At 72.4% G+C, this 24,882-nt stretch carries 26 protein-coding genes and 1 tRNA gene; 13 read left to right on the forward strand and 14 right to left on the reverse strand.

Features of this window, described 5'->3' with window-relative positions; all coding sequences use genetic code 11:
* Positions 1-125: 125 nt before the first annotated feature.
* Complete coding sequence (locus NBW76_RS13205; RefSeq protein WP_055966935.1) at positions 126-608, reverse strand: glutathione peroxidase; 483 nt, start codon at positions 606-608, stop codon at positions 126-128.
* Positions 609-773: 165 nt separating this feature from the next.
* Between NBW76_RS13205 and NBW76_RS13210 the strand changes: the two genes are divergently transcribed.
* Positions 774-959 carry a DUF1059 domain-containing protein gene (locus tag NBW76_RS13210; RefSeq protein WP_055966930.1) on the forward strand — a complete coding sequence of 62 codons (186 nt, stop codon included), beginning with the start codon at positions 774-776 and terminating at the stop codon, positions 957-959.
* Positions 959-2,032, forward strand: coding sequence for an EAL domain-containing protein (locus tag NBW76_RS13215; protein WP_055966927.1), 1,074 nt, complete (start codon positions 959-961; stop codon positions 2,030-2,032). Before NBW76_RS13210 ends, NBW76_RS13215 begins: the two co-directional genes overlap by 1 nt.
* A gap of 48 nt (positions 2,033-2,080) precedes the next feature.
* Here NBW76_RS13215 and rho read toward each other — a convergent pair whose 3' ends face one another.
* From rho to NBW76_RS13240, 5 genes are all read right to left on the reverse strand, one after another.
* The gene (gene rho / locus NBW76_RS13220) at positions 2,081-4,003 is read right to left on the reverse strand and encodes a transcription termination factor Rho (protein ID WP_056553924.1); all 1,923 of its coding nucleotides are present in this window, start codon (positions 4,001-4,003) and stop codon (positions 2,081-2,083) included.
* Between the two features lie 186 nt (positions 4,004-4,189).
* Entirely contained in the window at positions 4,190-5,080 is an 891-nt protein-coding gene (gene thrB / locus NBW76_RS13225) for a homoserine kinase (protein WP_055966921.1), read from the reverse strand.
* 7 nt (positions 5,081-5,087) lie between these two features.
* Positions 5,088-6,152 (reverse strand): threonine synthase, encoded by a 1,065-nt coding sequence (gene thrC, locus NBW76_RS13230; protein WP_056553921.1) that lies wholly within the window; start codon positions 6,150-6,152, stop codon positions 5,088-5,090.
* A 13-nt stretch (positions 6,153-6,165) separates the two neighbouring features.
* On the reverse strand, positions 6,166-7,485 hold the full coding sequence (locus NBW76_RS13235; RefSeq protein WP_055966917.1) for a homoserine dehydrogenase: 1,320 nt from the start codon (positions 7,483-7,485) through the stop codon (positions 6,166-6,168).
* Between the two features lie 81 nt (positions 7,486-7,566).
* Entirely contained in the window at positions 7,567-8,967 is a 1,401-nt protein-coding gene (locus NBW76_RS13240) for an MFS transporter (RefSeq protein ID WP_082481870.1), read from the reverse strand.
* 55 nt (positions 8,968-9,022) lie between these two features.
* On the opposite strand from NBW76_RS13240, the gene soxR reads away from it, so the two are divergent.
* The 4 genes from soxR to NBW76_RS13260 all read left to right on the forward strand — a co-directional run bounded on the left by soxR (position 9,023) and on the right by NBW76_RS13260 (position 11,243).
* Positions 9,023-9,463 (forward strand): redox-sensitive transcriptional activator SoxR, encoded by a 441-nt coding sequence (soxR, locus tag NBW76_RS13245; protein WP_056553915.1) that lies wholly within the window; start codon positions 9,023-9,025, stop codon positions 9,461-9,463.
* A gap of 188 nt (positions 9,464-9,651) precedes the next feature.
* The gene (locus tag NBW76_RS13250; protein ID WP_156364747.1) at positions 9,652-10,119 is read left to right on the forward strand and encodes a hypothetical protein; all 468 of its coding nucleotides are present in this window, start codon (positions 9,652-9,654) and stop codon (positions 10,117-10,119) included.
* Positions 10,120-10,152: 33 nt separating this feature from the next.
* Entirely contained in the window at positions 10,153-10,932 is a 780-nt protein-coding gene (locus NBW76_RS13255) for an AzlC family ABC transporter permease (RefSeq protein ID WP_235492936.1), read from the forward strand.
* Entirely contained in the window at positions 10,929-11,243 is a 315-nt protein-coding gene (locus tag NBW76_RS13260) for an AzlD domain-containing protein (RefSeq protein ID WP_055966904.1), read from the forward strand. Before NBW76_RS13255 ends, NBW76_RS13260 begins: the two co-directional genes overlap by 4 nt.
* A gap of 4 nt (positions 11,244-11,247) precedes the next feature.
* On the opposite strand, the gene lysA is transcribed toward NBW76_RS13260, so the two are convergent.
* The 3 genes from lysA to NBW76_RS13275 all read right to left on the reverse strand — a co-directional run bounded on the left by lysA (position 11,248) and on the right by NBW76_RS13275 (position 14,779).
* Positions 11,248-12,660, reverse strand: a complete 1,413-nt coding sequence (lysA, locus tag NBW76_RS13265) for a diaminopimelate decarboxylase (protein ID WP_369814984.1) — start codon at positions 12,658-12,660, stop codon at positions 11,248-11,250.
* On the reverse strand, positions 12,657-14,321 hold the full coding sequence (gene argS / locus NBW76_RS13270; RefSeq protein ID WP_056553909.1) for an arginine--tRNA ligase: 1,665 nt from the start codon (positions 14,319-14,321) through the stop codon (positions 12,657-12,659). The genes lysA and argS overlap by 4 nt, the downstream gene beginning before the upstream one ends.
* A gap of 65 nt (positions 14,322-14,386) precedes the next feature.
* Positions 14,387-14,779, reverse strand: coding sequence for a response regulator transcription factor (locus NBW76_RS13275; RefSeq protein WP_156364746.1), 393 nt, complete (start codon positions 14,777-14,779; stop codon positions 14,387-14,389).
* Between the two features lie 81 nt (positions 14,780-14,860).
* Here NBW76_RS13275 and NBW76_RS13280 point away from each other — a divergent pair.
* A tRNA-Arg gene (locus tag NBW76_RS13280) sits at positions 14,861-14,932 on the forward strand.
* Positions 14,933-14,963: 31 nt separating this feature from the next.
* On the opposite strand, the gene NBW76_RS13285 is transcribed toward NBW76_RS13280, so the two are convergent.
* Both NBW76_RS13285 and NBW76_RS13290 read right to left on the reverse strand, forming a co-directional pair.
* Positions 14,964-16,286 carry a cytochrome P450 gene (locus NBW76_RS13285; protein WP_056553904.1) on the reverse strand — a complete coding sequence of 441 codons (1,323 nt, stop codon included), beginning with the start codon at positions 16,284-16,286 and terminating at the stop codon, positions 14,964-14,966.
* A 90-nt stretch (positions 16,287-16,376) separates the two neighbouring features.
* The gene (locus NBW76_RS13290) at positions 16,377-16,715 is read right to left on the reverse strand and encodes a hypothetical protein (RefSeq protein WP_055966889.1); all 339 of its coding nucleotides are present in this window, start codon (positions 16,713-16,715) and stop codon (positions 16,377-16,379) included.
* Between the two features lie 76 nt (positions 16,716-16,791).
* Between NBW76_RS13290 and NBW76_RS13295 the strand changes: the two genes are divergently transcribed.
* Positions 16,792-17,319 (forward strand): MarR family winged helix-turn-helix transcriptional regulator, encoded by a 528-nt coding sequence (locus tag NBW76_RS13295; protein ID WP_056553902.1) that lies wholly within the window; start codon positions 16,792-16,794, stop codon positions 17,317-17,319.
* Positions 17,320-17,584: 265 nt separating this feature from the next.
* Here the strand turns inward: NBW76_RS13295 and NBW76_RS13300 are convergent, their stop codons facing one another.
* Both NBW76_RS13300 and NBW76_RS13305 read right to left on the reverse strand, forming a co-directional pair.
* Positions 17,585-18,712: an EAL domain-containing protein gene (locus NBW76_RS13300; protein WP_255353920.1), complete on the reverse strand. Its 1,128-nt coding sequence runs from the start codon at positions 18,710-18,712 to the stop codon at positions 17,585-17,587.
* Positions 18,709-19,146: a DUF952 domain-containing protein gene (locus tag NBW76_RS13305; RefSeq protein WP_055966878.1), complete on the reverse strand. Its 438-nt coding sequence runs from the start codon at positions 19,144-19,146 to the stop codon at positions 18,709-18,711. Before NBW76_RS13305 ends, NBW76_RS13300 begins: the two co-directional genes overlap by 4 nt.
* Positions 19,147-19,213: 67 nt before the next feature.
* Here NBW76_RS13305 and NBW76_RS13310 point away from each other — a divergent pair, with 67 nt between their 5' ends.
* The 4 genes from NBW76_RS13310 (at position 19,214) to NBW76_RS13325 (ending at position 23,109) form a co-directional block, all read left to right on the forward strand.
* The gene (locus NBW76_RS13310; RefSeq protein ID WP_055966875.1) at positions 19,214-20,230 is read left to right on the forward strand and encodes an LLM class flavin-dependent oxidoreductase; all 1,017 of its coding nucleotides are present in this window, start codon (positions 19,214-19,216) and stop codon (positions 20,228-20,230) included.
* 81 nt (positions 20,231-20,311) lie between these two features.
* Positions 20,312-21,358 (forward strand): N-acetyltransferase, encoded by a 1,047-nt coding sequence (locus NBW76_RS13315; protein WP_056553899.1) that lies wholly within the window; start codon positions 20,312-20,314, stop codon positions 21,356-21,358.
* A 73-nt stretch (positions 21,359-21,431) separates the two neighbouring features.
* Positions 21,432-22,571, forward strand: coding sequence for a N(5)-(carboxyethyl)ornithine synthase (locus NBW76_RS13320; RefSeq protein WP_056554845.1), 1,140 nt, complete (start codon positions 21,432-21,434; stop codon positions 22,569-22,571).
* 91 nt (positions 22,572-22,662) lie between these two features.
* Positions 22,663-23,109 (forward strand): OsmC family peroxiredoxin, encoded by a 447-nt coding sequence (locus NBW76_RS13325; protein WP_056553898.1) that lies wholly within the window; start codon positions 22,663-22,665, stop codon positions 23,107-23,109.
* A gap of 10 nt (positions 23,110-23,119) precedes the next feature.
* Here NBW76_RS13325 and NBW76_RS13330 read toward each other — a convergent pair whose 3' ends face one another.
* The gene (locus tag NBW76_RS13330) at positions 23,120-24,403 is read right to left on the reverse strand and encodes a glutaminase (RefSeq protein WP_056553895.1); all 1,284 of its coding nucleotides are present in this window, start codon (positions 24,401-24,403) and stop codon (positions 23,120-23,122) included.
* A 120-nt stretch (positions 24,404-24,523) separates the two neighbouring features.
* Between NBW76_RS13330 and NBW76_RS13335 the strand changes: the two genes are divergently transcribed.
* A complete protein-coding gene (locus tag NBW76_RS13335; protein ID WP_056553890.1) occupies positions 24,524-24,850 on the forward strand; it encodes a hypothetical protein in 327 nt (108 codons plus the stop codon).
* The last annotated feature ends 32 nt before the right edge of the window (positions 24,851-24,882 follow it).

Consider the following 24,882-nt stretch of genomic DNA (forward strand, 5'->3'; position numbering starts at 1 on the left):
CCAGGACCAAGGCTGGATTCTGCCAGGGGCACCCTGGTCAACCCAAATCGTGCCCCGTCTGTTCCCCACCCCGATGCCCGTGACCGGCGCGCCGCGCCCGCCGGTGCGTGGGGTGGAGGACCCGCTCAGGAGGCGAGCAGGGCCTCGATGTCGGAGGCGATCTTCTCGGGCTTGGTGGTCGAGCCGTACCGCTTGACCACGTTGCCCTCGGTGTCGATGAGGAACTTGGTGAAGTTCCACTTGATCTTGTTCCCGGCGAACCCGCTCTTCTCGCTGCGCAGCCACTGGTAGAGCGGGTGCGCGTCGTCGCCGTTGACCTCGACCTGCGAGAACATCGGGAAGCTGACCCCGTAGTTCCGCTCGCAGAAGGCGGCGGTGTCGTCGTCGGAGTCGGGGTTCTGCCCGCCGAACTGGTCGCACGGGAAGCCCAGCACCACGAGGCCGCGGTCGGCGTAGCTCGCGTAGAGCTCCTCCAGGCCGGCCAGCTGTGGTGTGAAGCCGCACTGGGTCGCCGTGTTCACGACGAGCAGCACCTTGCCCCGGTAGTCGGCGAGCTCGCGCGGGGTTCCGTCGATCGCGTTCGCGGTGAAGTCGTATGCAGTGGTCACGCGCTCATCCTAGGTTCACGGCCCGAGCGCCGCAGGAGTCCTCGATCCTGCACACACCTCCTGATCCCGCGAAAGCCCGACGAGGCGGCGCACCCCGCCCTACGATGTCGGCACGGCGGTGGATGGGGAGCCATCCAGCAGGGACGCCGGGACGAGGGAGTCGTCATGAAGTCGTTCGCCTGTGGGGACGTCGTCCCCGGGTGCACCGCCCGGTGGGAGGAGCCGTCCGACGAGGCCGTCCTCGCGCGCGTGGCCGACCACGCTGCGGCGGTCCACGGCCTGGTGGAGGTCCCGGCCGAGCTGGTCGCGGCGGTCCGGGCCTCGATCCGCACCACACCCGCACCCGTCTGATGTCCGTCGCACCCTGGGTCGTCTCGACGCCCCAGCGGATCGATGCCGACGTCGCCTTCAGTCCGATCCTCGACCTCGCGCGCGGCGTGGTGGCCGGCTACCAGACGGTGGCCTCCCCGGTGGGCGCACGCCGGTCGCAGGACGTCGTCGACGACCCGTGCTCGATCATGACCGCCGCTCTCGCGGCCGCGGCGACGTTGCCCCCCGACACGTTCCTGACCGTCCCCCTGGGGCTGGGCGACGGGGGCCCCGGCGACCTCGACGACCCGGCGCTCATGTCGGTCCTGACGTCACGCGGCGACCTGTCCGGCGTGGTGCTGGACCTGCGCGCCGTCCCCGAGGACGTGGGCGCCGCACCGACAGCCCGCCTCGAGGGTCTGCGCGAGGCGGGCGCCAGCGTGGCGCTCGGGGGCGAGCAGGCGGCCCAGCCCACGCTGCGCAGCGTCATCCGCTTGCGTCCCTCGATCGTCCGGCTCGGCCGCGCCTGGGTCGAGGGGATCGAGCACAGCGCGGAGAAGCGGGACGCCATCGAGGTGACGGGCACCATGGCCGCCCAGCTGGACGCCTGGCTGCTCGCCGAGGGGGTCAGCACGGCCGCGGAGCTCCGCACCCTCTCCGAGCTCGGCGTCCCGCTGGCTCAGGGACCGCTCGTCGGCCCGGCCCGACGGGTGTGGCAGAGCGCCGCGCCCCAGGCTCATCGAGCCCTGCCCCGGGACCGGGCACCGGCCGGGGACGGCGTCCTTCGCGACCTGGTCCGCCGTGCCTACACGACCGACGACGTCGGCTCGGCCCGATCGGTGCTGGCGGAGACGGTCGGCTTCGAGGTCGTCGTCGCCGTCGACGAGCACCGGCGTCCGCACGCGGTCCTGATCAAGGACGACCACGGGCGGTGGCAGTCCAGCGACGTGCTGGCCGTGCACGTGGACACCCCGCTCGGCGACGCCGTCGCCCGGGCGATGGCACGCCCGCGCAGCACCCGGTTCGGGCCGCTGGCGTGCACCGACTCCGCGGGCGGGTTCCTCGGCGTCCTCCACCTGGAGGACCTCATGACCCACCTGGCCGGCCGGGCCTGAGCGGGCTCGCGGACGCATCCGCGAGCCCGCCCGACCGACGACCGGTGCTCAAGCCAGCGGCGTGCGCGAGAGCTGGAGCAGCAGCTCCCCGTTGCTCCCGGTCGCACCGAGCCGCTCGGCCACGGCGTCGAGGGCCTCGCGCGGCTCGCGACCGGCCAGGGCGCGACGCAGCCCGGCGACGATCTCGAGCTCCTGCGGGTCGAGGAGCAGCTCCTCGTGGTGGGTCCGCGAGGCGATGACGTCGACGGCCGGGAAGACCGTCCCGCGGTCGTCGACGACGAGCCGCAGCGTGCTGTTGGCCGCACCGTCGAGCTCCTCGAGCACCGTCTCGTCCACGGCCGAGCCGGTCTCGACGAGGGCGGTGGCGACGATGGTGAGCGATCCACCGTCCTCGGCGTTGCGGGCGGCCCCGAAGAGCGCCTTGACCGGGTGCAGGGCCGACGCGTCGACGCCCGCGGTCACCCGTCCGGAAGCCGGCGTCGCCTGGTGGTAGGCGCGACCGAGCCGCGTGATGGAGTCCAGCAGCACCACGACGTCGTGACCGAGCTCGACCAGACGCTTGGCCCGCTCGACGGCGAGCTCGGCGACGATCGTGTGGTCGGTGGCCGGCCGGTCGAAGGTGGAGGCGATGACCTCGCCCTTCACCGCACGCTGCAGCTGCGTGACCTCCTCGGGCCGCTCGTCGACGAGCACCACCATGAGGTGGCACTCGGGGTTGTTCGTCGTGACGGCCTCGGCGGCCGCGCGCACGAGGGTGGTGCGGCCGGCCCGCGGCGGCGCGACGACGAGGCTGCGCTGACCCTTGCCGATCGGCGCGAAGAGGTCGACCAGCCGCGTCGTGACCAGCGTCGGGTCGGTCTCCAGGCGCAGACGTTCGTCGGGGTGCACCGGGGTCAGACCGGCGAACTCGACCCGGCCACGAGCGTCCTCCAGGGGCATCCCGTTGACCGTGTCGACCCGCACCATGGGGTTGAACTTCTCCTTGCGCTCCCCCTCACGGGGCTGGCGCACCTGACCGGTGACGGCGTCGCCCTTGCGAAGACCCCACTTGCGCACCATCGACAGGGACACGTACACGTCGTTCTCGCTGGGCAGGTAGCCCGTGGTGCGCACGAAGGCGTAGTTGTCGAGGATGTCGAGGATGCCGGCCGCGGGGACCAGCACGTCGTCGTCGGCGTAGGTGGGCTCGCCGTCGGCGCCTCGGCCGCCACGGTTGCGGCCGCGTCGGTTGCGGCGGCGACCACCGTTCTCGTCGTCGACGTCGTTCTGGCCCCGGTCGTTCTGGTTCTTGTCGTTCTGGCCCCGGTCGTTCTGGCCCTTGTCGCTCTGGTTCTTGTCGTTCTGGTTCTTGTCGTTCTGGTTCTTGTCGTTCTGGTTCTTCGCGCCCTGGTTCTTCGGTCCGCCGGAGCGCTGGGCATCGTCCTGGCCCTGCCCGCGGCCGCCCTGCTTCGGGCCGTCCTGGTTCTTCTGGCCGTCGTTCTTCTGCCCGTCCTGGTTCTTCGGGGCGTCCTGCTTCTTCGGGGCGCCCTGGGCCCGCTGGCCGTCACGCTTCCTGCCGTCCTGGTCCTGGGGAGCGCCCTGTTCGTGGGGGGCACCGCCCTGAGGGGCGTCGTCCTGGCCACGGCGGTCCTGCTCCTCGGTCGGCGTCTGCTCCGTCGCGGGCTCACGGCGCGCACCGGCCCGGGTCCGCGGTCCGCGCTCGTCCTTCGCCTCGACTGCGGGAGCCTCGACCGGTGCGGCCTGGACCGCGCTGGTGGCCGTCTCGCCACGGGCCTGCTTGATGGCGTCGATCAGCTCGCCCTTGCGCAGCTTGGCGGCGTCGGCGATGCCGAGACCGGACGCGATCTCGCGCAGCTCGGCGAGCACCTTGCCGCCGAGCGCGCCGCCCGCACGGCGGGCGGGCTTGGTGGTCGGTTCAGCCGCGGCACCGGAGGTGTCGGGCGCAGCCTGGTCGTTCGGGGAGTCGGTCACGTGAGAGCTTCCTGGGTGGGAGGGGCGCCGGGCACTCTCCCGGCGAAGACCGGGGCACCACGGCCACCCGCCGACGGCGGGTGATCGAACAACGGTGTCGGGGAGCGGACTCCACACCGACGATCGTCACTCTAGCAGCGCTGCCGGTCCCCGGCGTCCTGCCCCGATCACGCGCTCCCGTGCGGGTCAGGGGGCGTCGACGACGTGCGCACCTCGGTCCGCGACCTCGACCTCGAGCACGCGCCAGCCGTCGGGGCAGGCCTGGGCGACACCACGCGCGAAGGCGAGCACGGTGGGCCCGGCACCCGAGATGACCGCCGGCACACCGTCGACGCGCAGGCTCCGCACGAGCTGGTAGGAGTCGGGCATCGCGGACGCCCGGTACTGCTGGTGCAGGAGGTCCTCGGTGGCCGCCGCGAGCCGCTCCGGGGCCTGGGTGAGCGCCGCCACCAGCAGGGCCGCACGCCCCGCGTTCGCGGCGGCGTCGGCGTGGGGCACGGCGTCGGGCAGCAGGCCGCGAGCCGCCTCGGTGGACACCGGGCTGTCCGGCACGAAGAGGGTGACGGGGACCGCGACGTCGAGGCGGAGCGCCTCGGCGGCGAACCCCTCCGTCCAGGCGATCGTCAGGCCGCCCAGCAGCGCGGCCGCCACGTTGTCGGGGTGACCCTCGAGGTCGTGGGCGAGCTGCAGCGTGGCCCGGTCGTCGAGCACCTCGACCCCCTCGACGAGGGCCTTCGCCAACACGATGCCGCCCACGATCGCGGCGGACGACGAGCCCATCCCGCGTCCGTGGGGGACCACGTTCCGGCAGGTGAGTCGAAGGCCGGGACGCCTCAGCCCCATGAGGTCGAGCGCGGCGTCGAACGACCGGACGACCAGGTGTCCCGCGTCGCGGCTCACCTCGTCGGCACCCTCACCCTCGACCACGATCTCGAGGGCGTCGCCGGGCAGCACCTCGGCGGTCAGCTCGTCGTGCACGTCGAGGGCCAGGCCCAGGGCGTCGAAGCCCGGCCCCAGGTTGGCGCTGCTCGCCGGGGTGCGCACGGTCACCGGGCGGTCGACGAAGGGTGAGGTCATCGCGCCCTCAGGCCAGGCCGGCAGCGGCGGCGGCGTCGTGCACGTCGGCGTCGATCACGGAGTCGACCACCGAGCCGACGCCGGACAGCGCCGTCTCGACGTCCTTCAGGCCGTGGCCCGTCACCGTGACCGTGATGGTGAGACCCGGCTCGACCTCGCCCGCCTCGGCGGCGGCGAGGAGACCGGCGACGCCCGCGGCCGACGCCGGCTCGACGAACACGCCGTCCTGCGAGCCGAGCCTGCGCTGCGCGTCGAGGATCTGCTCGTCGTTCACGGCGTCGATGCGACCCCCGGAGGAGTCCCGAGCCGCCTCCGCGAGGTGCCACGACGCGGGGTTGCCGATCCGGATGGCCGTGGCGACGGTCTCGGGGCGGGGCACCACCGCACCGCGCACGATCGGTGCGGCGCCCTCCGCCTGGAAGCCCCACATGCGGGGGCGCCGCGTGGCGAGGCCGGCGTCGGCGTACTCGGTGAAGCCCATCCAGTAGGCGGAGATGTTGCCGGCGTTGCCGACGGGGAGCACGTGCAGGTCGGGGGCGTCGCCGAGCACGTCGACGATCTCGAACGACGCCGTCTTCTGCCCCTGCAGACGCACCGGGTTGACCGAGTTCACGAGGGCGACCGGGTACTCCTCGGCGAGCCCGCGCGAGAGCTGGAGGCACTCGTCGAAGCCCCCACGGACCTGGATGACCTCGGCGCCGTGCATCACCGCCTGCGCCATCTTGCCGGTGGCGATCTTGCCGTGCGGGACGAGCACGATCGGGGTCAGGCCCGCCCGTGCGGCGTAGGCCGTCATGGAGGCCGACGTGTTGCCGGTCGAGGCGCACACCACGGCCTTGGCGCCCTCACCGACCGCGACCGAGATCGCGGCGGTCATGCCACGGTCCTTGAAGGACCCCGTGGGGTTGTCCCCCTCGACCTTGAGCCAGACGTCGCCCTTGACGAGCGCCGACAGCCAGGTGGAGTGCACGAGCGGTGTCCCGCCCTCACCCAGCGTGATCACAGGGGTGTGCTCGTCGACCGGGAGCCACTCTCGGTACTCCTCGACGACTCCGCGCCACGGCTGTGCCATCAGTGTGTTCCCTTCACTGGTCGAGACCCTCCACGCGCATGACCGAGGTGACGTCGCGCACCATGTCGAGCGCGCGCACGGCCTCGACCGTGGCGGCCAGGGCGGCGTCGTCGGCCTCGTGGGTCACGATGACGAGCTGTGCGTCGGACCCGTGGCCCTCCTGGCGGACCGTCTTGATGGAGACGTCGAAGCCGGCGAACGCGTCGGCGACGGACGCGAGCACGCCCGCGCGGTCGTCCACGTCGATCGACACGTGGTAGCGGGTGCGCGCCCGGCCGACGTCGAGCACCTCGAGGTCGGCGTGGGAGGTCTCGCCCGGGCCGTGCACGCCCTGGCGGCGGTTGCGCGCCACCGAGACGACGTCGCCCAGGACCGCGCTCGCGGTGGGCGCTCCCCCGGCCCCCGGGCCGTAGAACATCAGACGTCCGGCCGACTCGCTCTCCACGAACACGGCGTTGTACGCGCCGCGCACGCTGGCGAGCGGGTGGCTCTTCGCGATCATCGCGGGGTGGACACGCGCCGAGACGGCCGGGCCGTCGGGGGTCTGGATCTTCTCGCAGATGGCCAGGAGCTTGACCACGCAGCCCATCTCGTCGGCGGAGCGGACGTCGCCGGCGGTCACGTCGGTGATGCCCTCGCGGTGCACGTCGCCGATGGTGACGCGGGTGTGGAAGGCCAGCGAGGCGATGATCGCGGCCTTCGCCGCGGCGTCGAAGCCCTCGATGTCGGCGGTCGGGTCGGCCTCGGCGTAGCCGAGCCGCTGAGCCTCGTCGAGCGCCTCGGAGAAGCCGGCCCCGGTGGTGGTCATGGCGTCGAGGATGAAGTTGGTCGTGCCGTTCACGATCCCGAGCACCCGCTCCACGGCGTCACCGGCCAGGGACTCCTGCAGGGGGCGGACGATCGGGATGGCGCCGGCGACGGCGGCCTCGAAGGCGATGTCGCGCTCGGCCTTCTCGGCGGACTCGAACAGGTGGGCCCCGTCCTCGGCCAGCAGGGCCTTGTTGGCCGTGACCACGGAGGCTCCGTGCTCGAGTGCGGCGAGGATGAGCTCGCGGGCCGGCTCGATGCCCCCGATCACCTCGATCACGACGTCGAGGTCGCCCCGGGACACGAGCGCGAGGGCGTCGGTCGTGAAGAGGTCGGTCGGGAGGTCGAGGTCGCGGTCGCGCCCGAGCCGCCGGACGGCGATGCCGACGAGCTCGATCGGCGCACCGATCCGCCGGGCCAGCTCGTCACCGTCGCGGGTCAGCAGGCGTGCGACCTCGGAGCCGACGACGCCGCAGCCCAGCAGGGCGACCTTGAGGGGTCGGACGGCGGCGGGTGCGGTAGTCACGCGGACAGCCTATCGGCGCCGCACCGCGCCCCGGGCCGCAGTGGGTCGCCGTGAGACCCGACCCCGCACGGACGGCCCCCGTCAGGAGGTGAAGCCGCGACGCAGGACCACGAGGGCGGCGACCGCACAGCCCACCGGGACCACGAAGGCCGCGAGCACGGCGGCGCCCACGCCGTGGACCACGACGGACTCGAACACCGCCGACCCCAGCGCCAGCGCGGTGGACTCCGCAACGGAGTCGCTGGTCTGCAGCGACGCGCTGCTCGATGCCTGCTCCCCCGGCGCCGACCGCGACAGGACCTCGGTGACGAACGACGTCATCGCCGCACCCATGCCGAACCCGCCCACGGCCCAGGCCGCGACCACGAGCACGACCGGGACCTGCGGCAGCAGCACGAGGGGCACCGCCAGGATGCCCAGGCAGATGGCGCCGGCGCCGAGAGCGGCCCGACGCTGCGTGGTCGCCAGGAAGGGACCGAGGCGCTCAGGACGCGAGACGGCCCACGCGCCGGCGAACCAGGTGAAGGCGGCCACGGACAGCACGGCGCCTGCCAGGCCCACCGGCACGTCGTGCAGGTCCACGAGGGCGAGCGGCACGTAGACCTCGGCGGCGAAGTAGGCCGAGGCGAGCAGGGACCTGGCACCCATGAGCGACGGCAGGCCCCGTCCGCCGGTCCAGGTCCGTGGCAGGACGAGCTGCCGGACCGCCCCCGCGAGCAGCACCGCCGAGCCCACGAGCAGGTAGGGCCACCACGCGACCGCGCGCTGGCCGGCGACGGAGAGCAGGAGCACCGCACCGCCGGCCGTCGCGGCGGCCGCCACCGGGACACGTCGTGCGGCCGGACCGGCCCGGTCGGGGGTCTCGACGGCTCCACCGAGGTCCCGGACGGGCCGCCAGGCGACGGCGAGGCTCACGACCGCGAGGGCCGGGGCCATCAGGAAGACGGCACGCCAGCCGAGCAGGTGGGCGAGCCCTCCCGCGATGGCTGGTCCGACCACGGCCGGCAGCGTCCATGCGCTGGTCATGACGGCGAGCGCCCGAGGCCGCAGGTCGACCGGGTAGGCCCGCGCGACCACGACGTACAGACCGACGCCGATCGCCCCCATTCCCAAGCCCTGGACGGCGCGCCCGACGAGGAACCAGGTCATGGTCGACGCCGTCCCGCACGCGAGGAGCCCGAGGGCGAAGACCGCCACGCCCCCGGCGAGGGCCGGGCCGGGGCCGGAGCGGTCGATCCACGGCACCGCGACGGTGCGCGACAGGATGCTCACGGCGATCGGCGCGGCGAAGGCGACCGCGTACGCGCCGAGCCCGTCCAGGTCCCGCGCCACCTCGGGCATCACCGTGATGACCGCCAGCGACTCGAAGGCCACCAGGAACGCCAGGGCGAAGAGCCCGACCGTCGTCCGGCCCAAGGGCCCCGTCCACAGCGCGACGGGCTTCCCCGTCGGCGCTCTCCCCACCCCTGCTCCGATCGCCATGCCCTGATGCAACAACCTCGAGTATGGTTGAGGTCAAGCCGAGCGAGGAGACCTCATGCGCCCGACCGACCAGCTCACGCCCCAGGAGGTGTCGCAGCGCTCCGGCGTGGCCGTGTCGGCGCTGCACTTCTACGAGTCACGTGGACTCATCAGCGCCACGCGGACGAGCGGCAACCAACGGCGCTACCGGCGCGAGGTCCTGCGTCGCCTCGCCTTCGTCCAGTTCTCCCAGCGACTGGGCATCCCCCTCGCGGAGGTGGGTGCGGCGCTCGAGACCCTCCCGGCCGACCGCACGCCCACCAAGCGGGACTGGGCGCGCCTCACGGCCCGGTGGCGCGAGGACATCGACCGACGGATCGAGCGCCTCCAGCGCCTGCGCGACGACCTCGACGGCTGCATCGGCTGCGGCTGCCTGTCCCTGCGCAGCTGCGCCGTCTACAACCACGACGACGAGCTCGCCGGGCTGGGGTCCGGACCGCACCGCGGTCTCGTGTGACCGACGCGGCCCCTCCGTCGCCGATCGAGTCCTCCACTCACATTCCTCCCCCATCGGTGGATCCTCAACCGCAGACCGCCGTCTGCGGTTGAGGATCCACCGATGCGGGCCCTGATGTTGCGGATCCACCGATGACTCAGGGCCACGATCGGGCCCGACGCCGTCCCGCGGTCGCCTACTCTGTGCGCGTGTCCTCTCGATCCAGCCGCCTGAAGCGTCGACTTCGTGGGCTCGGGGCGATTCCCCTGGTGGGTCTCGTGACCATCGTGGTGGTCGCCGTGATCCTGGTCTGGGCGGTGCTCGACGTGCGGTCACTCCTGGCCGACCGCCCGGCCACCGTGGCCGCTCCGGCGCAGGACACGACGGGGACCCGGGAGGCCACCACCGCGGTCCAGGTCGCCGTCCGGGTGACGTTCTCGTCGGACGGACCGTTCACCGCCACGGTCGTGGACGCCGCGAAGAAGGAGCGGACGTTCACCTCCGCCGGCGAGGACGTCGTGTTCACCCGCGTCTACGAGGGAACGGGACCGTACGTGTTCGCGAGCGCCCAGACCTCGGCCGACGCCACGATCCGCTGCCGCATCGACGTCGACGGCCGCAAGGCGTCGTCGAACGAGGAGTCCGGGCTCTACGCCCAGACCATCTGCGCCGACTGACGGCTCGCCGCGACCCGATGACAGACTGACGCGGTGACCCCGGCCGAACGGTCCTCCTTCCGAGAGGGCCTGAGACTCGGCGTGCCGTTCGGACTCGCCTCGTTCCTGCTGTCGATGTCGTTCGGCGTGGTGGCCCGAGAGGCCGGCTTCAGCCTGGCTGCGGCCGTCGTGATGTCGCTGGTGGTGTTCGCCGGGTCCGCCCAGTTCGCGGCCGTCGCCGTGATCGCGACCGGTGGCGGGGCCGGCGCGGCGGTCGCCGCAGGCACGCTCATGAACTCGCGGTTCCTGCCCATGGGGGTGGCGCTCGCACCGTCACTGCCTGGCCGCGCCTGGTGGCGCGGGCTGCAGGGCCAGGCCGTCGTCGACTCGTCGTGGGCGGTCGCCGCCCGCGGGGACGGGACGTTCGACCGCTGGCGGCTGTTCGGGACGACGGCACCCCAGCTGGTGGCCTGGCAGCTCGGCACGGTGGTCGGCGCGTTCGGCGGCGACCTCATCGGCGACCTCGAGCGGTTCGGGCTCGACGCGATCTACCCCGCGTTCTTCCTCAGCATCCTGCTGCCGGAGCTGCGTGACCGGAACCGGCTCGGCGTGGCCGTCGTCGGCGGGCTGCTTGCCCTCGCCCTCGTGCCCTTCGCCCCGCCCGGGGTGCCCGTGCTGGCGGCCGGGCTCGCGGCCCTGTGGGGGCTGCGCCGTCGGGATCAGGGCCGTCGGGATCAGGGCCGTCGGGATCAGGGCCCTCGGGATCAAGGCCCTCGGGATCAAGGCCCTCGGGAGCAGGGCCCCCCTGGCCCGGACCTGCAGGACCCGGCATGAGCACGGTGTGGTGGACGATCCTCGGTCTCGCCCTGGCCACGGCCGCGGTGAAGGGCGTCGGACCCGTGCTGCTGGGCGGGAGGGACCTGCCGGAGCGGTTCACGGGGGTCATCGTGCTCATGGCACCCGCCCTGCTCACCGCCCTGGTGGTCACCAGCGTGCTCGCCGACGGCGACCGGTGGCACGCCGGCGCCGACACCGTCGGGGTCGCGACGGCCGGCGTGGCGGCCTGGCGCGGCGCGTCGGTGATCACGACCATCGGCATCGCCGTGGTCCTCACCGCCCTGCTCAGGCTCGCGGGGCTGCCGTAGCCGCTCAGCCGACGTCGAGCGTGAAGAGGTCGTCCTCGGTCTCGCGGCGCAGCACGAGGCGAGCCTCGCCGTCGCGGACGGCGACGACGGCCGCCCGCGGCACGTGGTTGTAGTTGCTGGCCAGCGATCGGCAGTAGGCGCCGGTCCCGGGCACCGCCAGCAGGTCGCCCGCAGCGACGTCGGCCGGGAGGTACTCGTCCTTGACCACGATGTCGCCGCTCTCGCAGTGCTTGCCGACGACGCGGCTCAGCACCGGGTGCGACGTGGACCGACGCGACGCGAGGGTGCAGGAGTAGTCGGCGCTGTACAGCGCGGGACGGATGTTGTCGCTCATCCCGCCGTCGACGGCCACGTAGCGACGCGAGGCGCCGCCGTCGAGACCGACCTCCTTGGTGGTGCCGACCTCGTAGAGCGTGAACGTGGACGGGCCGGCGATGGCCCGGCCGGGCTCGATCGAGATGCGCGGGACCTCCAGACCCATCGCCGCGCACTCGTCGTCGACGATCTTGAGCAGGCCGCCGGCGAGGTCCTCGGGCGAGCGCGGGTCGTCCTGGGTGGTGTAGGCGATGCCGAACCCCCCGCCGAGGTCGAGCTCGGGCGGCGTGACGCCGAGCTCGGTGGCGATCTGGGCGTGCAGCCGCAGCACGCGCCGCGTGGCCACCTCGAAGCCGTCGGTGACGAAGATCTGCGACCCGATGTGCGAGTGCAGGCCGAGCAGCCGCAGGCCCCCACCCTCAGGACGCTGCGCCGAGAGCACACGACGGACCGCGGCGAGCGCGGCACCGTCGGCGATCGAGAAGCCGAACTTCTGGTCCTCGTGCGACGTGGAGATGTACTCGTGGGTGTGGGCCTCCACGCCGGCGGTGACGCGGACCATGACGGCGGCCTCGCGCCCGGTCTCGGCGGTCAGCGCCTGGAGACGGTCGATCTCCTCGAGCGAGTCGACGATGATCCGCCCGACCCCCACCTCGAGCGCACGGCGCAGCTCGGCGACCGACTTGTTGTTGCCGTGCAGGCCGATGCGGGCCGGAGGGAAGCCGGCGCGCAGCGCGACCGCGAGCTCACCCCCGGTGCAGACGTCGAGGTTGAGGCCCTCCTCGTTCACCCATCGGGCGGTCGCGACGCAGAGGAACGCCTTGCCGGCGTAGTAGACGTCGGCGTCGGGGAACGCGTCGCGGAACGCCCGGGCCCGGGCCCGGAAGTCGTCCTCGTCGATGACGTAGAGCGGGGTCCCGAACTCCTCGGCGAGGTCGGTGACGGGCTCCCCCGCGACGGTGACCACGCCGTCGACCTTCGACACGTTCTGGGCCCACAGGTGCGGGACCAGCGCGTCGGCGTCGTCGGGCTTGCGCAGCCAGGCGGGTCCGCGGTCGCCGGCCTGTCCGTGCAGGGCGCCCGCCTCGTGGGACCTCATCACATGCGCTCCGGGGCCGAGACGCCCAGCAGCGCCAGACCGTTGGCGACCACCTGGCGCGTGGCGTCGACGAGGACGAGGCGCGCGCGGTGGACGTCGCTCACGTCCTCGTCGCCCTGGGGCAGCACCCGACAGACGGCGTAGAAGGCGTGGAACGCCGCCGCGGTCCGCTCGAGGTAGCGAGCCACCCGGTGCGGCTCCCGCAGCTCGGCGGCGCGTGCCGCGACCTCGGGGAAGCTGGCGAGCGCCCGCAGGAGGTCACCCTCCTTCTCGTGCTCGAGCAGTCCCGGGTCGAACCGGTCGAGCCCGTGCTCGATGCCGAGGTCGGTGGCGTTGCGCAGGATGCTCGACAGGCGGGCGTGCGCGTACTGGACGTAGTAGACGGGGTTGTCGTTCGTGGTGCTCGCCCACAGGTCCAGGTCGAGGTCGATCTGGGAGTCGGTGGAGTACCGCGCCAGCGCGTACCGGGCGGCGTCGACACCGATGGCCTCGACCAGGTCCTCGAGCGAGATCACCGTGCCGGCCCGCTTGCTCATCCGCAGCGGCTGGCCGTCGCGCAGCAGGTTGACCATCTGCCCGATGAGCAGCTCGAGGTTGACGCCCGGCTCGTCACCGAAGGCCGCGCACATGGCCAGCATCCGGGAGACGTACCCGTGGTGGTCGGCGCCGAGCATGATCAGGCACCGGTCGAAACCGCGCTCGCGCTTGTCGAGGTAGTAGGCGAGGTCGCCGGAGATGTACGCGGCCTGCCCGTCGGACTTGACGACCACACGGTCCTTGTCGTCGCCGTAGTCGGACGTGCGCAGCCAGCGAGCGCCGTCGCGCTCGTACATCTTGCCCAGCTCGTCGAGGCGAGCGATGGCGCGATCCACGGCACCGGACTCGTGCAGGTCGTTCTCGTGGAAGTAGACGTCGAAGTCGACGCCGAAGTCGTGCAGCGACGCCTTGATCTCCGCGAACATCTGGTCGACGCCCTCGGCGCGGAACAGCTCGACGGCCTCGGCGTCGGGGAGCGAGGCGGCGTCGGGGTGCTTGGCGACGACGTCGGCGGCGATGTCGTGGATGTACTGGCCGCCGTAGCCGTCCTCCGGTGCGTCCTGTCCGCGGGCGGACGCCAGGAGGGACCGGGCGAACCGGTCGATCTGTGCCCCGTGGTCGTTGAAGTAGTACTCGCGGGTGACGTCGGCGCCGGCGAAGGAGAGGAGTCGGCCGAGCGAGTCGCCCACGGCGGCCCAGCGCACGCCGCCGATGTGGATCGGCCCGGTGGGGTTGGCGCTGACGAACTCGAGGTTCACCTTCTGGCCGGCGTAGAGGTCGCTGCGGCCGTAGTCGGCTCCGCCCTGCAGCACCTTCTCGGCGACCTGTCCCTGGGCGGAGGCGGCGACCCGCAGGTTGAGGAACCCGGGCCCGGCGACCTCGGCCGCGCTGACGCCGTCGTGCTCGGCAAGGACGGCGGCCAGGTCGGTGGCCAGGTCGCGCGGGTTCAGCCCGGCCTTCTTGCCCAGCTGCAGCGCGATGTTGGTGGCGTAGTCGCCGTGCTCCTTGACCTTCGGACGCTCGACGTGCACCTGCGTCGGCACGCCGTCGGGCAGGCTCAGACGACCCTCGTCGGCGAGCCGGGAGAGGGCGGACACGATCACGTCGCTGAGCTGCTCGGGAGTCACCCGGCCAGCCTATCGAGCAGCGACGCCCCGCCGCGCCGCGGGAACGACCCGTAGGTGCTGCCCGGTCAGCCCTGCGCGCGCTGGCGGATGACGTCGCGGACCGTGGCCACGAGGAAGTCGGGGTCGAAGGGCTTCGTCACGTAGGCGTCGACGCCGGCCTTGACACCCCGCTGGACGTCGGCCGGGTGGTTCTGGGTGGTCACCATCACCACGCCGAGGTGCCGCAGCCGGGGGTCCGACCGGATGGCGTGCACCGTGCTGACACCGTCCTGCCGCGGCATCATCACGTCGACCGTGATCACGTCGGGGAGGCTCCCTCGGTCGGCCGACTCGCGAAGCTTCTCCAGGCAGTCCAGACCGTCGACCGCCTCCTCGACGTCGAACCCGGCGAGCTCCAGGTTCGTCCGGATGAGGAACCGGATCGACGGCGTGTCGTCGGCAACCAGGACGGTGGGCACGGGTCCCACGGTATCGGCCGTGCGGTAGGCTCACACCGCACTCGGCCAGATCGGGTTCCGCCCTCGCGCGGTACCCATCAGGCCCCCGTAGCTCAGGGGATAGAGCGCCGCCCTCCGGAGGCGGAAGCGGAGGTTCGAATCCTCCCGGGGGCACTCGTGCGTCGTGGCCGCAGCCTCGGCGCACTCACGGTGCGAGCGTGGCCGGGAGCGTCGCGTGGCCCCGCAGGATGCGGGTGGGTCGGCGAGTGGCGCCCGGCTCGAGCCGCAGGTCCGGGAACCGCTCGAAGATCGTGCGCAGGCCGACCTCGCCCTCCATGCGGGCCAGCGCCGCTCCGAGGCAGTAGTGCCGTCCCGAGGAGAACGACACGTGGTCGCCCGCGTTGGCACGGGTCACGTCGAAGCGCGCCGGGTCGGCGAAGACCTCGGGATCGCGGTTGGCACCGGCCAGCAGGGTGGTGATCATCGAGCCGCGCGGCACTCGCTCGCCGGCGATCTCGGTGTCACGCGCCGCCATGCGTCCGGTGAGGAGCACCGGCGGGTCGTGGCGCAGGGCCTCGTCGACGGCGTTCGGCCACACGGTGGGGTCCTCGCGCAGCACGGCGAGCTGGTCGGGGTGGTCGTGCAGCAGCCGGATCCCGTTCCCCAGCAGGTTCACCGTCGTCTCGAAGCCGGCCGCCAGCACCAGCCCTGCGGTGGACTTGAGCTCGGCGTCGCTCAGCACCTCCCCGTCGTCGTGCGCGGTCACCAGCTGGCTCAGCAGGTCGTCCCCGGGCTCTCGGCGCACCTTCTCGATGTGCTGCTCGAGCCACCGGTCGAACTCGGTCAACGACGACTCGACCCGACGGAAGACCGACCACGACAGCCCGAGGTCGAGCGAGGGCGCCGCGCCGGTGCCGAAGCGCAGGACCCGGTGCTGGTCCTCCCTCGGCACACCGAGGATCTCGGCGATCACCGTGACCGGCAGCTGCGAGCAGTAGGCCTCGACCAGGTCCACGGGCCGGGTCGGGTCGAGGCCGTCGAGCAGCTCGTCGGCGATCTGCTGGGTGCGCTCCCGCAGACCCTGCACGGCCTTCACCGAGAAGACGCGGGTGACGAGCTTGCGGTACCGGGTGTGGTCCGGCGGCTCGGTGACCAGGAGCGACGGCGGGGTCAGCGGGCCGAGCGGCGCCGACCGGAAGGCCCAGCCACTGACCTTGGCCAGCGGTCCGCCCGGCCCGAAGTCGATGCCGGTCCGCATGTCGGGACTCGTCAGCACCTCCTTGACCACCGGCTGCGTGGCCGTGACGTAGGCGAACCTCGCGCGGTGCAGCGGTCCCCCGGCGCGGATCTGGTCGAACAGCGCGAAGGTCTCGGCCTCGTCGGACGCCTCGATCAGACGACCGTGCAGGTCGCCCCGCTTGGACGAGCCACGGATGGCAGCCCTGGGCAGGGCGTGCCCGAGGCCCCACCGCAGGGTGCTGGCCGCGCGGGCCCCCGCCTGCGACCTGATCTGGTGCTGGATCGACATGCCGTCTCCTGTCGTGCCGTCAGCGTCGGATACCGCGAGTATCGCAAAGTCCCAGGCGCACGGCGATCTGCCGACCCACACGCCGCAGACTCAGGGGCGCCCCTGGTCCGCCTCGGACTCCCGAGCGGTCGTCGACGCGGCGTGGGCCCTGCTGAAGGTGAGGACGTACAGGCCGATCGCCATGAGGGCGAGGAGGGCGCCGAGCATCGCGGCGCCCGGCGACGTCGAGGGCACGCCGGCGTCCCGCAGGGCGGCAAGCCGCCACAGCCCCGCCCCGTAGGACAGGGCGAGCATCGCCCACAGGGTGGCGGTGAGGCGACGTGTGCGCCCGGCGGAGTCCGCGGGGACGCGATCGATCGGCGCGTCGACGGCAGGCGTGCCGCGTGCTCGCTGTCGGTGGCGCACCGGCATGAGGTCGTGGACGGTCATGGAGACTCCTAGATATTTGTAGGTACAACTATCTCCATGGTACTTGTACCTACAACCATGCCGGTAGGGTCGGACCATGCCCTCCCGCGAAGCGTGGCTCTCCGAGTCGGAGGCCGACGCGTGGCTCGACCTCGTCGCCCTGGCCGAGCTGCTCCCCGCTGCCCTCGACGCCCAGCTGTCCCGCGACTCCGGGCTCACCTTCTTCGACTACTTCACACTCGCGCAGCTGGCCGAGGCGCCCGGCCGCTCGTTGCGCATGTCCGACCTCGCCGCGCAGACGAACGCCACCGCGGCTCGCCTGTCGCGCGTGGTCGGCCGCCTCGAGACCGACGGACTCGTCGAACGGGTCCGCGACGAGAGCGACGGACGCGCTCGACACGCCCGCCTCACCGCGGCCGGGGTCCGCGCGCTCGCCGAGGCGGCACCCGGTCATCTGCGCACGGTGCGACGCCTGTTCGCCGATGCCCTCGATCCCGACCAGATGGCCCGACTCTCCGAGCTGTGCCGCCTGCTCCTCGTCTCGCTCGACCCTGACCGCGTGATGCTGGCGCAGACCCTGGCTGGACGGGCGGGGCGCGCGGGGTTGTCCTCCCCGCCACGCTGACCGGCCTCGCCGAGACCAGGTTGGCCAGGCACGTGAGAAATGTAACTCTCGGTGACATTCTCGCGACAGAAGCACTCAGAGGGGTCCCGAGGCCCTAGTGTCAGCCCCGCGCCGCTCGCGTCATCCCCTGGTAGCGAAGCGGTGGCAGCGCCCCTGCTCTCGTACAAGGAGAGCAGGGGCGCCCCGGGCTCACGTGGGTGCGAGCCCGCTTCGAGGATACGGACGTCCAACTTCTCCGCTCGTCGGCGACGGCCGGAGCCCAGCGCTAGAGCTCGCGCACCACGTGGGTGATGCCGAGCTCCTCCATCCAGGCCAGGTCCTGGTCCGACGACACCCCGAGCGCGACGGCGTCGGCCTCGATCTTCGCGGCCAGCGTCGCGATCGACTCCACCAGCACCCGTCGGCTCGGGTCCTCGGAGAGGCCCTGGACGAGGGAGGCATCGATGCGGATGACGTCGGGCGAGAGCAGCAGGATGTGGCGCAGGTCGGCCGACCCGTCGCCGACGCGGTCGACCGCGACCCGGGCTCCGAGCAGACGGAGCGGCTGCAGCAGGTGGGTGAGCTCCTCGTAGTCGTCGATCTTCTCGTCGACGTCGAAGCGGAGCATGAGCCGCGAGGGCGGCATGGCCGAGATCAGGGCCTGGAACGCCGGATCGCGGAGCGCCTCGGCCGACAGCGAGGTGCTGACCACCGGGACGGTGGAGTCCTCCACCGCCGCAAGGGTCTGGGTCAGGACCGACAGCTCCAGCTCGACCCCTCGACCCAGCTCGCGGGCCTCGGCGAGCCGACGGCGGAACGGCACCCCGTCGCCGAACCGGGCGACCGCCTCGTGGCCGACGACCGCCCCGGTGGCGACCTCGACGACGGGCAGCAGGTCGATCGTCGTCCCGGCCTCGAGCGCCTCGTCGACCGTGGCGGCGAGGTCGCGCAGCCTGCCGTCGACCTCCTCCTCCACCTCGATCAGCCGCATGATGAGCACGGCCGTGGCTCGCAGGACCTCCGCCTGGGCGGGCGACAGGTCGGGGCGTGGCTTCCGCGAGAACGCGCAGAGCGTCCCGAACAGCTCCCCGCTGCGGCGCATCATCGGCACGCCCACGTAGGCGCCGATGCCCAGGTAGGAGGTGTGGAACGCATCGACGGTGAGCGGGTCACGCGACGTGTCGGGGACGACCTCCTCGAGCTTCCCGCTCGTGATCATCTCGCAGTACGTGCCCTCGTACGGCTCGTTGAAGCCGATCTCGATGGGCAGGTCGACGTCGGAGACGAGCGCCCGGAACGTGCGCCGGTCACCCTCGATCTCGCTGATGAAGGCGACGTTGAGACCCAGCTCGCGGCGCACCAGCTCGACCATGGACGTCGCCGCCGTCCGTGCATCCGATCGTGTCTCGCTCACACACCACGCCCATCCGTGCCCCGAACCGTGACGCCCATCATCGCAGGTGCGGACTCCACGAGGTCAACCGCGGACGAACCGCTCCACACGACCTGCTGCACCCGCACCACGGCGTCGCGGTCGAGCGGCCCGCGCACGTGGGGGAAGAGCACGTCGTCCCCCACGCCCGGCGGCGGCACCGGGACGGCCGCCTCGCGCACGACGGGAGCCCGCAGTCGGGACTCGTCCAGGTGGAGCACCAGCAGCGGACGCGGCGCATCGGAGTAGAACGCCGTGGCGACCGCCAGCGTGGTGGCCACGTCGGGCGAGCAGTGCACGAAGCCCTCGGCCTCCAGCGACGCCGGCGCGTAGGGGCGGTCGGGCTCGGCCGTCCAGTCGGAGGCGGGAACCAGGTGCAGGAGGCCGGTGGGAGCGGTGTCGTCGGCTGCGGTCACGAGGACATCGGACCATGACCATCGGTCACGAGGGAATGTCGGGCCGGTCCCGATGCTTGACGTGGGCATGAAGAACATCGGCTTCCTCTCCTTCGGGCACTGGTCGGACTCGCCGCACTCGGCCACGCGCAGCGCCTCCGACGTGCTCCACCAGTCGATCGAGCTGGCCGAGGCCGTGGAGGACCTGGGTGGCGACGGGGCCTACTACCGGGTGCACCACTTCGCCCAGCAGCTCGCGTCGCCCTTCCCTCTGCTGGCCGCCGTCGGCGCGCGGACGAGTCGGATCGAGATCGGCACCGGCGTCATCGACATGCGGTACGAGAACCCCCTGTACATGGCGGAGACCGCGGGGGCGGCCGACCTCATCAGCGACGGTCGGCTCCAGCTCGGCATCAGCCGCGGATCACCGGAGCAGGTGATCGACGGCTACCGCTACTTCGGCTACGTGCCGAGCGAGGGCCAGAGCGACGCCGACCTGGCACGCCAGCACACGCAGGTGCTCCTCCACGTGCTGGAGGGCGAGGGCTTCGCCGAGCCGAATCCGCGTCCGATGTTCCCCAACCCTCCCGGCCTCCTGCGCCCCGAGCCGCACTCCCCCGGCCTGCGCGACCGCATCTGGTGGGGCGCCGGCAGCCGAGCGACCGCCGAGTGGACCGCGCAGCAGGGCATGAACCTCATGAGCTCCACGCTCCTCACCGAGGACACCGGGGTGCCGTTCCACGAGCTGCAGGCCGAGCAGATCCAGCGGTTCCGCGACGCGTGGAAGGAGGCGGGGCACGACCGCGAGCCGCGCGTGTCGGTGAGCCGCAGCATCTTCGCCCTCGTCGACGACCGTGACCGTGCGTACTTCGGCGGCTCGGGCGGGGACGACCAGGTCGGCTACATCGACGGTGGCCGCGCACGATTCGGCAAGACCTACGCAGCCGAGCCGGACCAGCTCGTGGAGCAACTGCGCGAGGACTCCGCCGTCGAGGCCGCCGACACCCTGCTGCTCACCGTGCCCAACCAGCTGGGCGTCGAGTACAACGCCCACGTGGTGGAGAGCATCCTGAAGCACGTCGCGCCCGAGCTCGGCTGGCGCTGAGTCGGCCCGGGGCCCTCGTCCTGGGGGCGCACACGAGGGTCCGTGCGCGCCGGGCGGCGGAAGTGGGAGACTCGTGTCTCGATGAGCCCAGCCGACGAGAACGTGCCGTCCACCGAGCCCGACGTCCCGGAGCTGCCCGTGCCGTGGGTCGCCCGCGTCCCCACCTACGGGGACGTGGAGGCCCTCGTGGCGCTGCGCCACCTCGACGAGCTCCAGGGCACGGGCGAGGCGCACGTCGACCCGGCGGGCATCGAGAACGAGGTCGCCGGACAGGCGTCGTGGACCCGACGTCAGCTCGTCGCGGTGGGTGACGACGACGTGCCGCGGGCCTGGATCACGGTGCACGACCGAGCCGCGGGGCGTGCGCTCGTGTGGGGCTACTTCGACCGCGACGTCGCCGAGGTCGACGAGATCGCCCGCATCTTCTACGCCTGGGCCGAGGACGTCGCGACCCTCATGGCACGGATCCGCGGCATCACCGAGACCCGGCTCGACGAGAGCCCGTTCGGCGGCGACACCCGGCAGGCGGGCTGGCTGCGCGACGCGGGATACGCCAAGCGCCGCACCTGGCTGCACATGGAGCGCCCGGTCACGCCGGAGGACGCCGAGCTCGAGCCACGCGAGGGCGTGCTCGTGCGCACCGTCGAGAAGCACGAGAACGGGTTCCCGGTCGCCGCGGACCTGCAGACCGTGCACCACATGCTCGAGACGTCGTTCGAGGACCACTTCAACAACTACCGCGAGTCGTTCCCGGAGTTCGTCCAGCGCATGCGCGAGGAGCCCGGACACCGCTGGGACCAGTGGTGGTTGGCCTACGTCACCGACGAGGACGGCGAGCACGTTCCGGCCGGCACCGTGGTCTGCTCCGTGCTGCCCGGCAAGGACGGCGGACCCGAGGGCTCGTACGTCGAGTACATCGGCGTCAACCGGCACGCACGCGGACGTGGCGTCGCCAAGTCCCTGCTCGCCGTCGTCATCGCCGACGCCGCGCGCCGCGGACGGAACAGGGTCGGCCTCGAGGTCGACGACGACTCCCCCACGTCGGCCGACCAGCTCTACCTGTCGCTCGGGTGGAAGACGGACTACGTGACCGACTCGTGGTTCAAGGACCTCACCCTGGAGGCGTAGTGTCGAGGGCGACGGGCTTCTCGTCGCCGAGCAGCGGTTCTGTGGAAACATCCACGACGGAGCCCACGTGAGCATGCTCGACCTCGGCGTCATCGGACGCACCGGCAAGGAGAACGAGCGGCGCCTGCCACTCCACCCGCGGCACCTCGACCGGCTGTCCTCCGAGGTGCGACCGCACGTCTTCCTCGAGGAGGGCTACGGGCACGACTTCGGCTTCTCCGACGACGACCTGCGCCCTCACGTGGGCGGCCTGCTGACGCGCGCAGAGCTCATCGCACGGTGCGACGTCATCCTGCTCACCAAGCCGCAGCCGGCCGACCTGCTCCAGATGCGCGAAGGTCAGGTGCTGTGGGGCTGGCCGCACTGCGTGCAGGACCCCGAGCTGACCCAGGCCGCCATCGACCGCCGCCTGACGGTCGTGGCGTGGGAGTCGATGAACCACTGGAGCGGCGACGGCGCCTTCCTGCTGCACGTCTTCCACAAGAACAACGAGCTGGCGGGGTACGCCTCGGTCCTGCACGCCCTGGCCCTCAGCGGCCTGACCGGCACCTACGGCCGGCGCCTCACCGCAGCGGTGATCGGCTTCGGAGCCACGGCCCGCGGCGCGGTCACGGCTCTCGGCGCCCACGGCGTGCACGACGTCGACATCTTCACCCAGCGTGGCGTGGCGGCCGTCAGCGCGCCCATCCACTCCGCCCGCATCGTCCACTTCGACCCCGCCGCCTCGCCGGCCGAGAGCCGCGCCCACGTCGACGGGGAGTGGCTGCCGATGCCCGCGCTCCTGGCGGGCCACGACGTCATCGTCAACTGCGTGCTGCAGGACCCGACGTCGCCGATGACCTTCCTGACCGAACAGGACCTCCCCCTGCTGGACGCGGGCGACGGGACCCTGGTGGTCGACGTCTCGTGCGACGAGGCGATGGGTTTCAGCTGGGCCCGACCCACCAGCTTCGACGTGCCCACGTTCACCGTCGGCGAGCACGTGACCCACTACGCGGTGGACCACAGCCCGTCCTACCTGTGGAGCTCGGCCACGTGGGAGGTCAGCCAGGCGCTGCTGCCCTTCGTCGAGACGGTGCTCGAGGGGCCGGAGTCGTGGGAGGCCGACGAGACGGTGCGCCGCGCCATCGAGGTCCGCGACGGCGTGGTGCAGAACCCCGCCATCCTGTCGTTCCAGGGCCGCCGCGCCGAGCATCCCCACGCACGGGTCTGAACCCGGAACGAGCCGTGGGAACCGGGTTGCGGTCGTCGCGCGGGACCGTAGCGTCGGGGTGACCCACTCATCGACACACAGGGAGCACGTCATGCCCACACGCACCGCACGCACCGCCTGGGACGGCGGCTTCGAGGACGGCTCCGGCCAGGTCGAGCTGACCAGCTCGGGCCTCGGGACGTTCGAGATGTCGTTCCCGAAGCGCTCGTCCGAGGACGGCGGCGGCGCCACCAACCCCGAGGAGCTGCTCGGGGCGGCGCACTCGTCCTGCTACACCATGCAGCTGACCGCGCTGCTGGGCCAGAAGGGCGCGACCGTCCACACCATCGAGACGAAGGCCGACGTCTCGCTCGGCAAGGACGAGGCCGACGGCGGCTTCAAGATCACGAAGATCGCCCTCACCGTCCGCGGCGAGGTCGACGGTGTCGACGAGGCCGGCTTCCTGGAGGCCGCCGAGGCCGCGAAGGTCGGCTGCCCCATCAGCAAGGCCCTCGCGTCGGTCGAGGACATCACCCTCGACGCCGCCCTGGAGAGCTGACCGGCAGACGTCAGCCGCGCACGGCGGCGGCCGCGTCCTCGAAGTGTTCGGGGGCGTAGCCGTCGCCGCTGTCCGGTCCCGCGCCACGACCGGCCTCGCCGTGTCCCCCTCCGAGTGCCTCCGACGGGTCGACCAGCCGGACCTCGTGGCCGTCGAGGTGCAGTCGCCGGATCCCCTCCAGCAGCATCCGCCGGGCCACGTCGTTGACCCGGTGCACGCGCTCGAGGTCGAGCACGACGACCCCGGCGCCCTCGGGCTCCTCGGTGAGGCTGCGCAGCACCCGCTCGGCCTCGACGAACCGCAGGTCGCCGGACACCTCGTGCACCGCCGAGCCGGAGTCCGCGACGTACCGACGCACGACCGAGCGCGCCGCCTCGGAGACCTCCATCAGGTGCAGACCCATGTCGCGCGAGAGCCGCTCGAACACCCTGACCCCACGGGCGCTGTTGCCGTGGCGGTCGAGCCGCGGCGAGAAGACGGCGATGCCCACCTGTCCGGGCAGCACGCCGATGAGACCGCCAGCCACGCCGCTCTTGGCCGGGATCCCGACCGTGGTCAGCCAGTCCCCAGCGGCGTCGTACATGCCGCAGGTCGCCATGACGCTCAGCACCTGACGGCTCACGTGGGGCTCGAGCAGCTGCGTCCCGTCCGGTCCACGCCCCTGCGCCGCGAGCACCGCGGCCATGCGAGCGAGGTCGGAGACCGTCACCGAGACCGAGCACTGACGGGTGTAGCCGCGGACCACGTCGGGCGCGTCCGCCTCCAGCGTCCCGACCGTGCGCAGCATGTACGCGATCGCCAGGTTGCGGTCGGCCGTGTCGAGCTCGGAGGTGAAGACCGCCTCGTCCACGTCGAGGTCGCGCCCGGCGAGGCGGGAGTAGAGCGCGAGGATCCGCGCGAAGCGCGCCTCTGCGTCGTCACCCTTCACGAGGGCGTGCGCCGCGATCGCGCCGGCGTTGATCATCGGGTTGCGCGGCCGCCCCGTGGACGGCTCGAGCGAGATCTCGTTGAACGCGTCGCCGGAGGGCTCCACGTCGATCGTTCGCAGCACCCCGTCGAGACCCTGGTCCGCGATCGCGAGCGCGTACGTGAACGGCTTGGAGATCGACTGGATGGAGAACGACGACCCGGCGTCACCGGCGGTCCACACCGTCCCGTCGAGCGTGGACACCGCGATGGCCAGACGGTCGGGGTCGGCCTGCGCGAGCTCGGGGATGTAGTCGGCCACGGCACCGTCGTCGGCGTCGCACTCGGCTAGAACCTGGTCGAGGTAGTCGGGAACGGGTGTCCTCATGGCGCGATGCTGCCACGGACACGAACGCCGGCTGCCACCCCGGTGCAGCCGCCCGTCGCCGCGCGCCTCTAGCGTCGGAGGCGTCGGGGACGAGCCCCGGCACGATCGGGAGGCAGCCCCATGCACGCACCCAAGACCACCGCCGTGACGACGTCGCACGACGCGGACCGCACCTTCGGTGCACTCGTCGAGACCGTCGAGTCCGGCTCCTACACCCTCACCACGCGCGACGACGCGTCGCGCACCATCGCGTTCACGAGCGGCAAGACCGCCTTCTCCTGGGGCCACGAGTACCTGGCCACCGTGACCCCGGCCGCCAGCGGCGCGAACCTCGAGGTCGTCGCCGGTGGCCTCGACGACAAGCCCAAGGCCCTCCTCGACGGCCGCAAGAACGTGAAGGCGGGGGCCAAGGTCGTCGAGGCCGTGAAGGTCGTGCTCGGCGACTGACGCGGGACGTCGGAGCCTCTTCGAGGGGCAGT

Origin of the sequence: Aeromicrobium sp. Leaf245 (assembly GCF_942548115.1) — a bacterium.
In the GTDB taxonomy this organism is placed as follows: domain Bacteria; phylum Actinomycetota; class Actinomycetes; order Propionibacteriales; family Nocardioidaceae; genus Aeromicrobium.

Coding starts and splice junctions, on each gene's coding strand:
- NBW76_RS13210 (WP_055966930.1), top strand. CDS start 774: ATGAAGTCGTTCGCCTGTGGGGACGTCGTCCCCGGGTGCACCGCCCGG.
- NBW76_RS13215 (WP_055966927.1), top strand. CDS start 959: ATGTCCGTCGCACCCTGGGTCGTCTCGACGCCCCAGCGGATCGATGCC.
- thrB (WP_055966921.1), bottom strand. CDS start 5,080: ATGACCTCACCCTTCGTCGACCGCCCGGTGACCGTGCGCACCCCGGCG.
- thrC (WP_056553921.1), bottom strand. CDS start 6,152: ATGGCACAGCCGTGGCGCGGAGTCGTCGAGGAGTACCGAGAGTGGCTC.
- NBW76_RS13240 (WP_082481870.1), bottom strand. CDS start 8,967: ATGGCGATCGGAGCAGGGGTGGGGAGAGCGCCGACGGGGAAGCCCGTC.
- soxR (WP_056553915.1), top strand. CDS start 9,023: ATGCGCCCGACCGACCAGCTCACGCCCCAGGAGGTGTCGCAGCGCTCC.
- NBW76_RS13260 (WP_055966904.1), top strand. CDS start 10,929: ATGAGCACGGTGTGGTGGACGATCCTCGGTCTCGCCCTGGCCACGGCC.
- NBW76_RS13285 (WP_056553904.1), bottom strand. CDS start 16,286: ATGTCGATCCAGCACCAGATCAGGTCGCAGGCGGGGGCCCGCGCGGCC.
- NBW76_RS13290 (WP_055966889.1), bottom strand. CDS start 16,715: ATGACCGTCCACGACCTCATGCCGGTGCGCCACCGACAGCGAGCACGC.
- NBW76_RS13295 (WP_056553902.1), top strand. CDS start 16,792: ATGCCCTCCCGCGAAGCGTGGCTCTCCGAGTCGGAGGCCGACGCGTGG.
- NBW76_RS13310 (WP_055966875.1), top strand. CDS start 19,214: ATGAAGAACATCGGCTTCCTCTCCTTCGGGCACTGGTCGGACTCGCCG.
- NBW76_RS13315 (WP_056553899.1), top strand. CDS start 20,312: ATGAGCCCAGCCGACGAGAACGTGCCGTCCACCGAGCCCGACGTCCCG.
- NBW76_RS13320 (WP_056554845.1), top strand. CDS start 21,432: ATGCTCGACCTCGGCGTCATCGGACGCACCGGCAAGGAGAACGAGCGG.
- NBW76_RS13325 (WP_056553898.1), top strand. CDS start 22,663: ATGCCCACACGCACCGCACGCACCGCCTGGGACGGCGGCTTCGAGGAC.
- NBW76_RS13330 (WP_056553895.1), bottom strand. CDS start 24,403: ATGAGGACACCCGTTCCCGACTACCTCGACCAGGTTCTAGCCGAGTGC.
- NBW76_RS13335 (WP_056553890.1), top strand. CDS start 24,524: ATGCACGCACCCAAGACCACCGCCGTGACGACGTCGCACGACGCGGAC.